Here is a 14,352-nt window from a genome sequence, read left to right on the forward strand (position 1 = left end):
AGGTTTACCTCGGTACGATGAACACAGACTTTTCGACCACCCATTGACCGGTCTTTTGCGCTTGAATTTCAAACTGGATTTTGTGCGACCCCGACTCGGCAGAACCGTAGGGGATATCGGCACGCAACACAATCCATCGGGCTTGCGCAGGCCCCACCACCACGTCGGTCTCGGTCTCGATGCGCAGCTTGGGCAGGCCTTGCACCCCCACATGGTAGGTCTGCTCGGTCTCGGCGGCATTCATGATCTGCAAACGGTAGATGTTTTCTAGGGTGCCGTATTCGGTGATGCGTGCCAGCGTTGCGCGGTCGCGCACCACGTCCACCTTGAACGGCGTGCGCAAACCCAACGAGACCAACAAGCCCACCACCAAAGCCACCAAAAGCATGCTGTAGATCTGCACCCGAGGCCTGAGCAAACGGGACCACATTTGGCGTGATGTCCATTTGTTTTCCATGGCATTTTGTGTGGTGTAGCGAACCAGCCCTTTGGCGTAGCCCATCTTGTCCATCACCCCATCGCAGACATCGGCGCAGGCGCCGCATCCAATGCACTCGTACTGCAAGCCATTTCGGATGTCGATGCCGGTGGGACACACTTGGACACACAAAGAACAGTCCACGCAGGCGCCCAATTGAAGGGTCGACAGATCGGCCTTGCGGGAGCGCGCCCCGCGGGGGTCGCCCCGTTCGCTGTCATAGGTGACGATCAAGGTGTCATGGTCAAACATGGCACTTTGAAAGCGCGCATAGGGGCACATGTATTTGCACACTTGCTCGCGCATGAAGCCCGCATTGCCATAGGTGGCAAAAGCGTAGAAGAAGACCCAGAAAAGTTCCCACGAACTCATGTGGGTCAAAAAGAACTCCATGGCCAAGTCACGGATCGGGGTGAAGTAGCCCACAAACGTGAAGCCGGTCCAGATGGAAAAGAAGATCCAGATCAAATGCTTGTACCACTTCTTGACCAGCTTTTCGAGCGAGAACTCGGCATCGTCCAAACGCATGCGGGCTGAGCGATCGCCCTCAATTTTTCGCTCAATCCATAAAAATATTTCGCTGTACACCGTCTGTGGACAGGCGTAGCCACACCACAAACGCCCGGCCACGGCCGTGAACAAAAACAAAGACAGGGCCGAGATGACCAACAAACCGGTCAGGTAAATGAAGTCTTGGGGATACAAGACCAAACCAAAAATATAAAACCGGCGCGAGGCCAGGTCAAACAGCACCGCCTGCCGTGTGCCCCATTCCAACCACGGCAGCCCATAAAAAAGCAACTGGGTCAGAACCACCAAGATCCAACGCCAATAAGCAAAGATGCCTTCGACGGAGCGCGGGTAAATCTTTTGGCTGGCGGCATACAGCGAGACCATCGCCTCGTCGTCTGAATCCATTGGCTCAGGGACGATGGGGATAGTCTTGCGCGTAGGGGTGTCTTCTGGATTCAAATCGTTTACTTGGAAACAGCCGCAACGGCTTGGGGTTTGTTTGACATGCCCCACACATAGGCCGTCAAGACATGGATTTGTGCTTCGGTCAAACGACCTTCTTGGGCAGGCATTGGGTTGATCTTGCCGCCAGTGATCATGGCCGTGATGGCTTCTTCACCCCAACCGTGCAACCAGATCTTGTCGGTCAAGTTGGCCGACCCCAGGGCTTGATTGCCTTTGCCATCGGCGCCGTGACACGCTGCGCACGCGCCAAATTTGGCTTTGCCCAACGAGGCACGCACCGAGTCGCTGGGACTGCCTGACAGGCTCAGCACATAGTGCGACACGTTGCGAATGTCATCGGGCGTGCCGACCGCGGCCGCCATGGGGGGCATTTGTCCCATGCGTCCTTTGGTGATGGTTTCTTTGATCTTGTCGGGCGTGCCGCCATGCAGCCAATCGCCATCGGTCAAGTTGGGGAAGCTCTTGGAGCCACGTGCATCGGAGCCGTGACACTGCGCACAGTTGTTCATGAACAAACGCTCTCCCACCGCCATGGCTTTGGGGTCTCCCGCCAATTGCTCAGGGGGCTGGGCCGTGAAGGCCGCATACATGGGCTCCAAGGCTTGTTTGGCTTTGGCCACTTCAGACTCGTACTGGCCTTGCGAGGTCCATCCCAGTTGGCCGGCAAAGCTGCCCAATCCGGGGTAAGCCACGCCATAAACCACCGCAAACACAATGGTGATGATGAACAGCCACAGCCACCAACGGGGCAAGGGGTTGTTCATTTCGCGCAGGGTTTCATCCCACACGTGTCCGGTGGTGCCGTCTTGCGTGTTGTGCGAAGAGACTTTGACCTTGGACGAAAACCACAACAAAGCGATGCAGTAGACGATGCCCAAGATGGAGATGGTGGCCACAAAGACCGACCAAAAATTGCTGGTGAAATCACTCATGATTCGATTCCTTTACACAGGCGCTGGTGGCCTAGTCTTGATCGAACGGCAGCTTTGCAGCTGCGTCGAAATCGGTTTGGTTGCGCCGAGAAAAAGCCCATACCAAGATGCCAATGAAAATGGCAAATGAAAGCAAGGTTGTGGCGATGCGTAAGTCGTTGACGTCCATGGAGAACCTTCTTACTTGAGCGCAAGACCGAGCGATTGCAAATACGCAATGGCCGCATCCAACTCGGTTTTACCCTTGACGTCTTCTGCTGCTTTTGCAATGTCCTCGTCGCTGTAAGGCACACCCACCATGCGCAAGGCTTTCATGCGCGGCGCCATATCGCTGGGATCCACCATGTTTTTCGACAACCAAGGGTACTCGGGCATGTTGGACTCGGGCACCACATCGCGTGGGTTGTTCAAGTGCACACGGTGCCACTCGTCGCTGTATTTGCCACCCACCCGTGCCAAGTCAGGGCCCGTGCGTTTGCTGCCCCACTGGAAGGGGTGGTCATACACCGACTCGCCTGCCACCGAGTAGTGGCCGTAGCGCAGCGTCTCAGACAGAAAAGGTCGGATCATTTGCGAGTGACAGTTGTAGCAGCCCTCGCGGATGTACACATCACGCCCCGCCAATTGCAGCGCGGTGTAAGGCTTCAAGCCCGTCACCGGCTCGGTGGTCGATTTTTGGAAAAACAAGGGCACGATTTCGACGATGCCGCCAAAGGCGACCGCGATCAAAATCAGCACGATCATTAAAAAGTTGTTGGTCTCCACGCGCTCGTGGGAAAAACCTTTGGAATTGTGATCAGACATGTGTATCTCCTCAGGCGTGAGCGGGTGCAGGAATCGCGACACTGACTGCGTTGCCCTGAGTCGCTGTCTTCACAACGTTCCAGAGCATGATCAACATGCCGCCCAAATAGAGCAAACCACCCGCCACACGAACCACGTAATAGGGGTACGTGGCTTTCACCGACTCCACAAAGGTGTAAGTCAACGTGCCATCGGTGTTGATGGCGCGCCACATCAAGCCCTGCATCACACCGGCAATCCACATCGCAGCGATGTAGAGCACGATGCCAATGGTGGCCAGCCAGAAGTGAACTTCAATGGCTTTGACGCTGAACATTTTTTTCTGTCCAAACAATTTGGGGATCAAAAAGTAGAGCGACCCCATGGACACCAAGCCCACCCAACCCAAGGCACCCGAGTGCACGTGGCCCACGGTCCAGTCGGTGTAATGGCTCAAGGCGTTCACTGTTTTGATGGCCATCATCGGGCCTTCGAAAGTGGACATGCCGTAGAAAGACAAGGACACGATCAAGAAACGCAAGATGGGGTCGTCACGCAATTTGTGCCACGCACCCGACAAGGTCATGATGCCGTTGATCATGCCGCCCCAGCTGGGGGCCAACAACACGAGCGAGAACACCATGCCCAAAGACTGCGCCCAATCGGGCAAGGCGGTGTAGTGCAGGTGGTGAGGACCCGCCCACATGTAGGTGAAGATCAAAGCCCAGAAGTGCACGATCGACAGGCGATACGAGTACACGGGACGCTCGGCTTGTTTGGGAATGAAGTAATACATCATCCCCAAGAAACCTGCGGTGAGGAAAAAGCCCACCGCGTTGTGACCGTACCACCACTGGATCATGGCGTCTTGCGCACCCGCGTAAGCCGAGTACGACTTCATCCAACCTGCCGGAATGGCCGCACTGTTGACGATGTGCAACAAGGCCACCGCAATGATGAATGCACCATAAAACCAATTGGCCACGTAAATGTGCTTGACCTTGCGTGTGCCCACGGTGCCAAAGAAGACCACCGCATACGCCACCCAAACCACCGCGATCAGTAAGTCGATGGGCCACTCCAGCTCAGCGTATTCTTTGCCCTGGGTGAAGCCCATGGGCAAGCTGATGGCCGCCGCCACAATGACCAACTGCCAACCCCAAAAGGTGAACGCAGCCAGCTTGGGCAAAAACAACGCCGTGTGGCAGGTGCGCTGCACCACGTAGTAGCTGGTGGCAAACAAGGCACTGCCACCAAACGCAAAAATCACGGCGTTGGTGTGCAAAGGTCGCAAGCGACCATACGTGAGCCAAGGTATGCCAAAGTTCAGTTCTGGCCAAGCGAGTTGAGAGGCGATGATCACGCCCACCAACATGCCAACCACACCCCAAACCACCGCCATGATGGAAAACTGCCGTACCACGGTGTCGCTGTAGACGGCTTGCTGTGATGAGTTCATCGGTCACCTTTCATTTTTTACCAGTATCCGCAAAAGACCGAGCTCGGTTATTGATGCAAATCAATCGTCACGAAGAATCCGCTCCCCTTCTTGGTCGACAGCTTCAAACTGGCCACGGTCAATGGCCCACCACAGGCCGGCCAAGATGCACAACACCAAAAAAACCGACAACGGAATGAGTACGTACAGAATGTCCATCAAGAAGCTTTCGATAACCTGAACGAATTCAACACCACACACAAAGAACTCAAGGCCATGCCCAAGCCGGCCAGCCATGCAGGCAACCATCCCACCACGGCCAGCGGCACGCACACCGTGTTGTAAATCGCAGCCCACACCAAGTTTTGCCGCACCACATGCAAGGTTTGCCGGGCCAAACGCAAACTGGTCGCCACCACAAATAACTTGCCGCCCATCAACACCAAGTCAGACTTGGACTGTGCCAGTGGTACCGCTTGGCCAAACGCCATCGACACATGGGCACCTGCTAGCACTGGACCATCGTTCAAACCATCCCCCACCATCACCACATGATGTCCCTGCGCTTGCAGGCCCATCATGCGCGCTAATTTGTCTTGCGGGGTGCACGCCCCAAACGCCAGATCAATGCCAAGCTCTTGGGCCACTTGTTGCACCGCTTGTGAATGGTCACCCGACAACACATAGACCGCTATACCCATGTCCTTCAAAGCTTGCACCGTGGGTGCCGCGTCTTCACGCACATCTTCGGATAACTGCCAACTGGCCAACCACTCGCCCCTACGGCACAAATGCACCTGCGCAGCACATGCAAACTCAGGCACCACCACACCCCAGTCGGCACAAAAAGTAGCGGACCCCAGACGCAACACCTCATCCACTTGCCCCTGCAAGCCCAGACCAACGGTCTCCACCACATCTTGCGCCGCCACATGGGATACGCCAGACGCATCACGCGCAGCCACCAACACGCGCGACAAGGGATGCAAAGAATGCGCACCCAAAGCGGCGGCCCATCCAAGGGCCAATTCGCTGGACAACGCGTCACTCACAAACACATGCGTGATGCGTTGCGCATCGCGTGTGAGGGTGCCGGTCTTGTCAAAGATCACGGTGTCAATACCGGCCAGTGCCTCCAAAGACTGAAGGTGCCGCACCAATACCCCCTGACGGGCCAAGGCCCCTGCCGCAGCTAGCATGGCCGCTGGCGTGGCCAGAGACAAAGCACACGGGCAGGTCACCACCAACACGGCCACCGCCACCATCAACGCATGCCCAGGGTTGCTGGGCCACCACCAAGCGCCAGCCAATGCGGCCATCACCAACACCCCTAACAAAAAAGGCTTGGCCACACGGTCGGCCAATTGCGCAAGCCGTGGTTTTTGCAGCGACGCGTTTTCCATCAGCGCCACGATCTTGGAGAACTGGGTGTCTTCACCCACCTGGGTGACCCGAACCAACACGGGCGCCAACAGGTTGTGGCTGCCCGCCACCACTGGCTGCCCCACACCCCGTGACTGTGGTCGAGACTCTCCGGTGAGCAACGCTTCATCGGCCAAGGTTTGCCCTTCCAGAATGACACCGTCTGATGGAAAGCCCTCAGACGGCAACACGCGGATCACGTCATCAGGCAACAAGCGGCGCACGGCCACACGCTCAAAAGAGCCGTCTCCCAACTGGCGCAACACGCTGTCGGGCAAACGGTTCATCAGAGCTTCAAGGGCACCGGCGGTTTGGTCGCGCACGCGCAATTCCAGCCAACGTCCCGTCAGCAAGAAGAACACGAACATGGTGAGTGAATCAAAGTACACATCGCCGCCCAAGATGCCGTTGGGCTCAAACGTGGCGGCCGAGCTGAGTGCAAACGTGATGGCCATGCCCAAAGCCACCGGCAAATCCATGCTGATGCGGTGCCACCGAATGTCACGCAAAGCGGCGCTGAAAAAAGGCCCGCACGAAAAAAACACCACCGGCAAGGTGAGCACCCAAGAAGCCCAGCGCAACAGTTGCACCATGTCGGGGGTGATGTCACCCTCGCCCGCCACATAGGCTGGGTAGGCGTACATCATCACCTGCATCATGCAAAACCCTGCGACCAACCAACGCCACAATGCCCGACGCGTTTCTTCTTGCCGGATTTGACGCAAGCTGCTGTCGGCCGCTGGCAATGCGCCGTAGCCCACAGCGGCAATGGCTTGCACCCAGACTGAGGGTTTGACCACCGACGCCGACCACACCACCTTAGCCCGGTGGGTGGCGGCATTGACCTCTGCCGAGCGCACACCGGGCACCGCCAACAACGCGGCCTCGACCGTGAAGGCACAGGCTGCGCAGTGCATGCCCTGAATCACCACCTGCGAGTCCCACAGCGTGTCTTGCGCCAGTGAAGCGTTGCTTGTGTGAGGCTGGCTGAAACGCAACCACTCCTGGGGGTCGTCAAGCAGCGTGGAGACAGATGGGTCAAAAGACATAAGTGCGCAGCGTAGCGGGTTTGCTTGACGTGCAGTTGACATGCGTCAAATGCAAGCGGTGCAACTGCGTTAAGCTAGTCCCTGTCAATCACAAAGGAGCATTTGTATGTACAAACGAATTTTGGTCGCCACCGATGGTTCCACCCTGTCAAAAAAAGCCGTCAGCAGCGCCATTGATTTGGCTGCTTTGAGTGGCGCCGAGTTGGTAGCGGTGAAAATCACACCACGTTATCCACAAAGCTACTTCGAAGGTTCTTTGCCTTTGAGCCCCACCGAAGTTTCTAAAATTGAAACCACCTGGAGCGACAACGCGCAAAAGTTGTTGGACGGCGTGGTCAAGGCTGCCAAAGCCAAAGGTGTGACCGCCAAAGGAGTCGTTGTCAAATCAGACATCGTCTCCGACGCCTTGATCGCTGCCAGCAAAAAACACAAAGCCGATTTGATCGTCATGGCCTCGCATGGCCGTCGCGGCATCAAACGTTTGTTGTTGGGCAGCGAAACGCAACAAGTGCTGACTCACTCGACCATTCCTGTGCTGGTTCTGCGCTGAGCATTTGAACCCGCAAACAAAAAGGCCAGAGTGATCTCTGGCCTTTTTTGTGGGTGCAAAGGTCTGATGCCCTTCAGGCCGTGAAGCGTGACTTGGCCTCTTGGTACTCACGCTTCAAGCGCGCCACCAACTCAGCCGCTGGCACCACGGCCTTGACCGCACCAATGCCTTGGCCACAGCCCCATATGTCTTTCCAGGCTTTGGTTTTGTCGCCGCCAAAGTCCATCTTGCTGGCGTCGCTCTCAGGCAAGTGCTCGGGGTCGAGGCCGGCATTGCGAATGGACGGGGCCAAGTAGTTGCCATGTACGCCGGTGAACAAGTTGCTGTAGACGATGTCGTCTGAGTTGCTGTCAACGATGCACTGCTTGTAAGCATCCGACGCACGGGCCTCCTGCGTTGCAATGAAGGCCGAGCCCACATAGGCAAAGTCAGCCCCCATGGCCTGGGCAGCCAGCACGGCGCCGCCCGTGGTAATCGAGCCGCTCAACGCCACGGGACCGTCAAACCATTCGCGTATTTCCTGAATCAGGGCAAACGGGCTCTTCACACCCGCATGACCACCGGCACCAGCGGCCACGGCAATCAAACCATCTGCACCTTTTTCGATGGCCTTCTTGGCAAACTTGTTGTTGATGATGTCGTGCATCACCACACCCCCATAGCTGTGGGCGGCTGCATTCACATCTTCACGTGCCCCCAATGAGGTGATGATGATGGGCACCTTGTACTTCACACACAGGGCCATGTCGTGCTCGAGTCGGTCGTTGCTCTTGTGCACGATTTGGTTGATGGCAAAAGGCGCTGCGGGCTGCTCGGGGTGGTCACGGTTGTGCGCAGCCAAGGCCTCGGTGATTTCGATCAACCATTCTTCCAACTGCTCAGCGGGTCGCGCGTTGAGCGCGGGCATGGACCCCACCACCCCTGCTTTGCACTGCGCAATCAACAACTGGGGGTTGCTGATGATGAACAAGGGCGAAGCAATGACTGGAAACTTCAGCTGCTTAAATACCGGAGGTAAATTGGACATGAATGATTCTCTTATGGAGCCAGTCTTGAACGGGCGATTTTGATGATAGATAGGCTGATTAGGCAGCAATATGCTGTGCCAGTGCCTCTTGCGCCAGCGTGTTGATGCTTTTGCCTTCGGCTTGGGCTGCGATGGCCAACCTTTCGTGCAATTTAGGAGAAATACGCAGATTGAATTTTCCCGAGTAGTTGCGCCTGGCCTCGATGCCCTTCTCCGCGCAAACCTCAAGAAATACAGCCAAAGACTTCTTGAACTCGGCCTTCAACTCCTTGGGGGTCTTGCCATAGAAATCGGCACCTCCAGTCAGCCCAAGAATCTCGCCCCTGAACATATCGATGTCAGAGTCATATTCAATTCTTGCCTGGTATCCATCGACAGTCATCACGTTCATGGTTTAACTCCATATTGCTCAAGCCACTTCTTCACGGACACCACAGCCCCCTTGTCTGTCTTTGGCGAAGGATGTGGCCTGTGAAAGACACGCACTTCGTTGAATAAGACCATGGCAACGCGACTTCCCTCGCGTTCACTGACTTCAGCACCAAGACCGATCAACAGGGACTCAATATCTTTCCAGGCGATGTTGGCGCTGGTTGGATGTGCAAAGACTGCTTCCAGTGTCTTTTGATGTGCGCGCTTCATAACAAGATAGTACCAATGTGTGGTACCTTTTGCAAGATCAAAGTGCTTCGTCTCTGACGGGCTAGTTTGAACGTTGTATCGTTGTAGTCAAAACGCCTCAAGCGCCATGTCGGTCACGCTGTCTGCACCGTCCACGATGCTGTCGCGCACGCCGGGCACTTTGGACAAGATGTGGTCCGCATAAAAACGCGCGGTGGTGATTTTGGCTTGCATGAATGCCGCCTCCTCATCGCGCGCCATGGCCTCTTGCGCCACCAACAAAGCACGGGCCAACTGCCAGCCGGCCACCAAATTGCCTGTGAGCATGAGGTAAGGCACGCTGCCTGCAAACACCGCATTGGGGTTGGTTTTGCTGCCGGCCACCACAAAGTCCACCACATGCAAAAACGCTTCCCGGGCCGCCTTCAAACGCGCAGCCACGGCAAGGGCATGGGCGCTGCCCTGCTGGATCAAGTCTGCCTCGGTGCGGGCAATTTGCGCCGCAATGCCCTTGGCCGTTTGACCGCCATCACGCCCGGTTTTACGTCCCACCAAATCGTTGGCTTGGATGGCAGTGGTGCCTTCGTAAATGGTCAAAATTTTGGCGTCGCGGTAATACTGCGCGGCACCGGTTTCTTCGATGAAACCCATGCCCCCGTGCACCTGCACGCCCAGGCTGGTGACCTCCAAACTCATCTCGGTGCTGAAGCCTTTGACCAGGGGCACCAAAAATTCGTAGAACGCCAAGTTCTCTTTGCGGGTGGCTGCGTCGGGGTGGTGGTGCGACGCGTCATAGGCTGCGGCGGCCACCGTGGCCATGGCACGGCAACCTTCGGTGTAGGCCCGCATGGTCATGAGCATGCGGCGCACATCAGGGTGGTGAATGATCGGCGCGCTGGTTTTCATGCTGCCATCCACCGGACGGCTTTGCACCCGGTCACGCGCGAACTGCACCGCTTTTTGGTAAGCACGTTCAGCCATCGAAATGCCTTGCACGCCCACGGCGTAGCGAGCCGCGTTCATCATGATGAACATGTACTCGAGGCCACGGTTTTCTTCACCCACCAAGAAGCCCACAGCGCCGGGTCCGGCGCTGTCTGCAACACCGCCCAGCGTGCCGTCGCCATACTGCAACACGGCAGTGGGGCTGGCCTTGATGCCCATCTTGTGCTCAATGCTCACGCAATGCACATCGTTGCGCGCGCCCAGCGAACCGTCGGCATTCACCAAGAACTTGGGCACCACAAACAAGCTGATGCCCTTGACGCCTTCGGGTGCACCTTGCACCCGCGCCAACACCAAGTGCACGATGTTCTCGGCCATGTCGTGCTCACCGTAGGTGATGTAAATCTTGGTACCGAACACCTTGTAAGTGCCATCGGGCTGTGGCTCGGCACGGGTGCGCACGGCGGCCAAGTCAGAACCCGCTTGCGGCTCGGTCAAGTTCATCGTGCCGGTCCACTGACCTGAGATCAACTTTTCAAGGTACGTGGCCTTGAGCGTGTCAGAACCCGCCGTCAACAAAGCCTCAATCGCACCGTCCGTCAACATGGGGCACAAGGCAAAACTCATGTTGGCGGAGTTGAGCATTTCGCCACACGCAGCGCCAATGGTTTTGGGCAAGCCTTGGCCACCGTACTCGGCGGGGTGCTGCAAGCTCTGCCAGCCACCTTCGGTGTACTGCGCATAGGCATCTTTGAACCCTGGCGTGGTGGTGACATGACCGTCTTTGAAATACGAGGGGTTCTTGTCACCTTGCCAGTTCAAAGGCACCAACACCGACTCGTTCAACTTGGCGCACTCTTCCAACACAGCTTGGGCAGTTTCAAGGCCCATGTCTTCGAAGGCCGGGATTTGCGCGATCTGGTCCAAACCGGCCAGGTGTTGCATGTTGAACAGCATGTCTTTGATGGGGGCGATGTAGCTCACGGTGTGTCTCCAAAAATCAATGCAACAGAAAAAAAGGCACCCCTGAGGGTGCCTTTTGAAACGTTTCTTACAGTGCGGCGACCAGCTCAGGCACAGCGGTGAACAAGTCCGCCTCCAAGCCGAAGTCGGCCACGCTGAAGATCGGGGCCTCGGGGTCTTTGTTGATCGCCACGATCACCTTGCTGTCTTTCATGCCCGCCAAGTGCTGAATGGCACCACTGATGCCACACGCCACATACAACTGCGGCGCCACGATCTTGCCGGTCTGACCCACCTGCCAGTCGTTGGGCGCGTAGCCCGCGTCCACGGCGGCACGGCTGGCACCTAGCGCAGCGCCCAGCTTGTCGGCCAACGGCGTCATGACCTCGTTGAACTTTTCGGCGCTGCCCAAAGCACGGCCACCCGAGACGATGATCTTGGCTGCCGTCAACTCAGGGCGGTCGCTCTTGGTGACTTCACGCCCCACAAAGCTGCTTTGGCCCGAGTCGGCCACTGCGGCCACGCTCTCGGTGCTGGCGGATCCTCCGGTGGCGGCTGCCGCATCAAAGCCGGTGGTGCGCACGGTGATCACCTTGGTGGCGTCGCTCGACTGCACGGTGGCCATGGCATTGCCCGCGTAGATGGGGCGCTCAAAGGTGTCGGGGCTGTCCACGCGGGTGATGTCGCTGATCTGGCCCACATCCAACAACGCGGCCACGCGGGGTGCCACGTTTTTGCCGCCTGCGGTGGCCGGAAACAGGATGTGGCTGTAGCTGGCCGCCACGGCCAGCACTTGGGCCGCCACGTTTTCGGCCAAGCCATCGGCCAAGGTGGCGCCATCGGCGTGCAGCACTTTGGCCACGCCAGCAATGTGGGCTGCGGCTGCGGCTGCGGCTGCGGCGTTGTGGCCCGCGACCAGCACATGCACGTCACCCCCCATGGCCAGGGCTGCGGTGACGGTGTTGAGGGTAGACGCCTTGAGGCTGGCGTTGTCGTGTTCTGCAATGACGAGAGATGTCATGGTGTGTTGTCCTTGATCGGTTCTGCGTGTGCTTAGATAACTTTGGCGTCGTTTTTGAGCTTGTCCACCAGAGCGGCCACGTCGGCCACTTTGATGCCAGCGCTGCGCTTGGGCGGTTCGCTGACTTTCAGGGTCTTGATGCGCGGGGCCACATTGACACCCAGGTCTTCGGGTTTGAAGACATCGAGTTGCTTTTTCTTGGCCTTCATGATGTTGGGCAAGGTCACGTAGCGCGGCTCGTTCAAGCGCAAGTCGGTGGTGATCACCGCAGGCAGGCTGATGGACAGGGTTTCCAAACCGCCGTCCACTTCGCGGGTGACTTGGGCTTTGCCATCGGCCACCACCACTTTGGAAGCGAAGGTGGCTTGGGGCAGATGGGCCAGGGCCGCGAGCATTTGACCGGTTTGGTTGCAATCGTCGTCAATGGCTTGTTTGCCCAAGATGATGAGGCCGGGTTGTTCTTTGTCCACCAAGGCTTTGAGCAGCTTGGCCACAGCCAGGGGCTGCAACTCCTCGCTGGTTTCGACCAAGATGCCTCGGTCGGCACCAATGGCCATGGCCGTGCGCAGGGTTTCTTGGCATTGCGTCACGCCGCACGACACCGCGATGACTTCCGTCACCACGCCCGCCTCTTTGAGACGCACCGCCTCTTCGATGGCGATCTCGTCAAACGGGTTCATGCTCATCTTCACGTTGGCAATGTCCACACCCGATTGATCCGACTTGACCCGGACCTTGACGTTGTAGTCCACCACGCGTTTGACAGCGACCAATGCTTTCATGGGAAAAACTCCACGGTTGAATAGAAAAAGAGATTGACGTTTACGTAAACGTCACATTGTAAGGTTTTGCAGCGGCTTTTTAGAACGTTCGTGCTTTTTTCATTTTCGTCGAAAAACCATCATCTCCGCATCACAACTTCCTGCGGGGTTTGACCGAGGGAAATGTTGGCACTGCGCAAGGCCGACAGAGCGGCCAAATTGACCCCTGAGCGCACAGGTGCTTGTCCGCTGGACGGGTCGTCCATCCAAAAGTTAAGCACGAAATGCAGGCCTTGCGGCGTGACTTCATGGAGCACAGCCGAGGGGCCGGGATCAGCCAGCACCCGCGGCGCACCCAGGGCAGCTTGGACCAACACAGCTTGGACCTGCACCGGGTCGGCCTCCAGGCCCACCCAAAAATGGCAGGTCAGCAACATGCGACTGTTTTCCAGCGACAGATTTTCAACCCGCTGGGTGATCAGCAGTTCATTGGGCACGACCGACTCAATGCCATTGTTGGCTCGCAGCAAGGTGTAGCGGGTTTTGATGTCTGACACCGTGCCCTCAAACCCATCCACCCGCACATAGTCGCCAATGCGAAGCGATCGCTCAAGCAAGATGACAAATCCGCTGACGTAATTGGCAGCCAGCTTTTGCAAACCAAACCCCAAGCCCACCCCAAGCGCGCCGCCCAAAACCGACAACGCCGTGAGGTCAACCCCCAAAGTGGACAAGGCAAACAAAGCCCCCAGCACCAGCAACACAGCGCGCACCGCATTGGCCAGCACCCGGCGCATGGACAAATCCGCCACCGCATGGCGCAAGACGCGCTGCTCCAGCGCAGCAGACATCCACAAGCTGAGCACCAGCACCAAGCCGGAGGTCAGCACCACTTGCAGCATGTGCAACAAGGTGATGTGGGTTTTGCCCCAGCTGATCTGAATGCCCTCTAACTCATCAAGGACTGGCGCGATCCAGCCAGTGATCCACAGCACCGCCAGGCCCCAAGCCATCCACGAGACCATGCGTTCAATCGCGCGCGCGCCCGAAGAGTCGGGAAAAGCCGAAGCCAGCACACGGGCCATCAAGCGAATCAGCAACAACGACACCAGCACCGGGACGGCCACTTTGAGCACCGGGACATGTTGGATTTTCAGCAGCCCCAACTTCAACAGCGACGTGAAGACCAAACTCAGCGCGGGGAACAACACCCCATCGACAATGCGACGACCCAAGACGATCGTGTGCCCCGCAAAGCTGCGCCCCAACATGCGCGTGAGCCACCAAGCCAGGCCCAAGCACATGAGCAAACCGCCCAGCTCCAAGGCAATGCCGGGGCTTTGCAAGTCGCGCAAAAGTTCTTGCAAGTCGTTCATGGGTGTGT

15 protein-coding genes are annotated in these 14,352 nt (G+C 57.4%); 1 reads left to right on the forward strand and 14 read right to left on the reverse strand.

The window, feature by feature from the left end:
* Positions 1-4: 4 nt before the first annotated feature.
* From ccoG to ACKWJN_RS14385, 7 genes are read right to left on the reverse strand one after another with little or no spacing between them, the layout of a single operon-like run.
* The gene (gene ccoG / locus ACKWJN_RS14355) at positions 5-1,450 is read right to left on the reverse strand and encodes a cytochrome c oxidase accessory protein CcoG (RefSeq protein ID WP_408598000.1); all 1,446 of its coding nucleotides are present in this window, start codon (positions 1,448-1,450) and stop codon (positions 5-7) included.
* Positions 1,451-1,455: 5 nt separating this feature from the next.
* Positions 1,456-2,388: a cytochrome-c oxidase, cbb3-type subunit III gene (gene ccoP, locus ACKWJN_RS14360; RefSeq protein ID WP_408598002.1), complete on the reverse strand. Its 933-nt coding sequence runs from the start codon at positions 2,386-2,388 to the stop codon at positions 1,456-1,458.
* Positions 2,389-2,419: 31 nt separating this feature from the next.
* A complete protein-coding gene (locus ACKWJN_RS14365) occupies positions 2,420-2,557 on the reverse strand; it encodes a cbb3-type cytochrome oxidase subunit 3 (RefSeq protein ID WP_408598004.1) in 138 nt (45 codons plus the stop codon).
* Between the two features lie 11 nt (positions 2,558-2,568).
* Positions 2,569-3,192, reverse strand: coding sequence for a cytochrome-c oxidase, cbb3-type subunit II (gene ccoO / locus ACKWJN_RS14370; protein WP_408598005.1), 624 nt, complete (start codon positions 3,190-3,192; stop codon positions 2,569-2,571).
* Positions 3,193-3,202: 10 nt separating this feature from the next.
* Positions 3,203-4,630, reverse strand: a complete 1,428-nt coding sequence (ccoN, locus tag ACKWJN_RS14375) for a cytochrome-c oxidase, cbb3-type subunit I (protein ID WP_408598007.1) — start codon at positions 4,628-4,630, stop codon at positions 3,203-3,205.
* Positions 4,631-4,690: 60 nt separating this feature from the next.
* Entirely contained in the window at positions 4,691-4,828 is a 138-nt protein-coding gene (gene ccoS, locus ACKWJN_RS14380; protein WP_408598008.1) for a cbb3-type cytochrome oxidase assembly protein CcoS, read from the reverse strand.
* Positions 4,828-7,080, reverse strand: coding sequence for a heavy metal translocating P-type ATPase (locus tag ACKWJN_RS14385; RefSeq protein ID WP_408598010.1), 2,253 nt, complete (start codon positions 7,078-7,080; stop codon positions 4,828-4,830). The genes ccoS and ACKWJN_RS14385 overlap by 1 nt, the downstream gene beginning before the upstream one ends.
* A gap of 106 nt (positions 7,081-7,186) precedes the next feature.
* On the opposite strand from ACKWJN_RS14385, the gene ACKWJN_RS14390 reads away from it, so the two are divergent.
* Complete coding sequence (locus ACKWJN_RS14390; protein WP_408598011.1) at positions 7,187-7,630, forward strand: universal stress protein; 444 nt, start codon at positions 7,187-7,189, stop codon at positions 7,628-7,630.
* Positions 7,631-7,703: 73 nt separating this feature from the next.
* On the opposite strand, the gene ACKWJN_RS14395 is transcribed toward ACKWJN_RS14390, so the two are convergent.
* From ACKWJN_RS14395 to ACKWJN_RS14425, 7 genes are all read right to left on the reverse strand, one after another.
* Complete coding sequence (locus ACKWJN_RS14395; RefSeq protein WP_408598012.1) at positions 7,704-8,657, reverse strand: NAD(P)H-dependent flavin oxidoreductase; 954 nt, start codon at positions 8,655-8,657, stop codon at positions 7,704-7,706.
* A gap of 58 nt (positions 8,658-8,715) precedes the next feature.
* A complete protein-coding gene (locus tag ACKWJN_RS14400) occupies positions 8,716-9,048 on the reverse strand; it encodes a type II toxin-antitoxin system HicB family antitoxin (RefSeq protein WP_408598014.1) in 333 nt (110 codons plus the stop codon).
* Positions 9,045-9,299, reverse strand: a complete 255-nt coding sequence (locus ACKWJN_RS14405; RefSeq protein ID WP_408598016.1) for a type II toxin-antitoxin system HicA family toxin — start codon at positions 9,297-9,299, stop codon at positions 9,045-9,047. The genes ACKWJN_RS14400 and ACKWJN_RS14405 overlap by 4 nt, the downstream gene beginning before the upstream one ends.
* Before the next feature lie 87 nt (positions 9,300-9,386).
* Positions 9,387-11,207 carry an acyl-CoA dehydrogenase gene (locus ACKWJN_RS14410; protein ID WP_408598017.1) on the reverse strand — a complete coding sequence of 607 codons (1,821 nt, stop codon included), beginning with the start codon at positions 11,205-11,207 and terminating at the stop codon, positions 9,387-9,389.
* Between the two features lie 67 nt (positions 11,208-11,274).
* Positions 11,275-12,207 carry an electron transfer flavoprotein subunit alpha/FixB family protein gene (locus ACKWJN_RS14415; protein ID WP_408598019.1) on the reverse strand — a complete coding sequence of 311 codons (933 nt, stop codon included), beginning with the start codon at positions 12,205-12,207 and terminating at the stop codon, positions 11,275-11,277.
* 32 nt (positions 12,208-12,239) lie between these two features.
* Entirely contained in the window at positions 12,240-12,989 is a 750-nt protein-coding gene (locus ACKWJN_RS14420; protein WP_408598020.1) for an electron transfer flavoprotein subunit beta/FixA family protein, read from the reverse strand.
* A 119-nt stretch (positions 12,990-13,108) separates the two neighbouring features.
* Positions 13,109-14,344, reverse strand: coding sequence for a mechanosensitive ion channel family protein (locus ACKWJN_RS14425; protein WP_408598022.1), 1,236 nt, complete (start codon positions 14,342-14,344; stop codon positions 13,109-13,111).
* Positions 14,345-14,352 lie beyond the last annotated feature (8 nt).

It is taken from the genome of Limnohabitans sp. (assembly GCF_046052825.1).
GTDB lineage: Bacteria > Pseudomonadota > Gammaproteobacteria > Burkholderiales > Burkholderiaceae_C > Limnohabitans.

Excerpts from the sequence above, each read along its gene's own strand:
- ccoO (WP_408598005.1), bottom strand. The coding sequence starts at position 3,192 with ATGTCTGATCACAATTCCAAAGGTTTTTCCCACGAGCGCGTGGAGACC.
- ccoS (WP_408598008.1), bottom strand. The coding sequence starts at position 4,828 with ATGGACATTCTGTACGTACTCATTCCGTTGTCGGTTTTTTTGGTGTTG.
- ACKWJN_RS14385 (WP_408598010.1), bottom strand. The coding sequence starts at position 7,080 with ATGTCTTTTGACCCATCTGTCTCCACGCTGCTTGACGACCCCCAGGAG.
- ACKWJN_RS14425 (WP_408598022.1), bottom strand. The coding sequence starts at position 14,344 with ATGAACGACTTGCAAGAACTTTTGCGCGACTTGCAAAGCCCCGGCATT.
- ACKWJN_RS14420 (WP_408598020.1), bottom strand. The coding sequence starts at position 12,989 with ATGAAAGCATTGGTCGCTGTCAAACGCGTGGTGGACTACAACGTCAAG.
- ACKWJN_RS14365 (WP_408598004.1), bottom strand. The coding sequence starts at position 2,557 with ATGGACGTCAACGACTTACGCATCGCCACAACCTTGCTTTCATTTGCC.
- ACKWJN_RS14405 (WP_408598016.1), bottom strand. The coding sequence starts at position 9,299 with ATGAAGCGCGCACATCAAAAGACACTGGAAGCAGTCTTTGCACATCCA.
- ACKWJN_RS14390 (WP_408598011.1), top strand. The coding sequence starts at position 7,187 with ATGTACAAACGAATTTTGGTCGCCACCGATGGTTCCACCCTGTCAAAA.
- ACKWJN_RS14415 (WP_408598019.1), bottom strand. The coding sequence starts at position 12,207 with ATGACATCTCTCGTCATTGCAGAACACGACAACGCCAGCCTCAAGGCG.
- ACKWJN_RS14400 (WP_408598014.1), bottom strand. The coding sequence starts at position 9,048 with ATGAACGTGATGACTGTCGATGGATACCAGGCAAGAATTGAATATGAC.
- ccoP (WP_408598002.1), bottom strand. The coding sequence starts at position 2,388 with ATGAGTGATTTCACCAGCAATTTTTGGTCGGTCTTTGTGGCCACCATC.
- ACKWJN_RS14395 (WP_408598012.1), bottom strand. The coding sequence starts at position 8,657 with ATGTCCAATTTACCTCCGGTATTTAAGCAGCTGAAGTTTCCAGTCATT.
- ccoN (WP_408598007.1), bottom strand. The coding sequence starts at position 4,630 with ATGAACTCATCACAGCAAGCCGTCTACAGCGACACCGTGGTACGGCAG.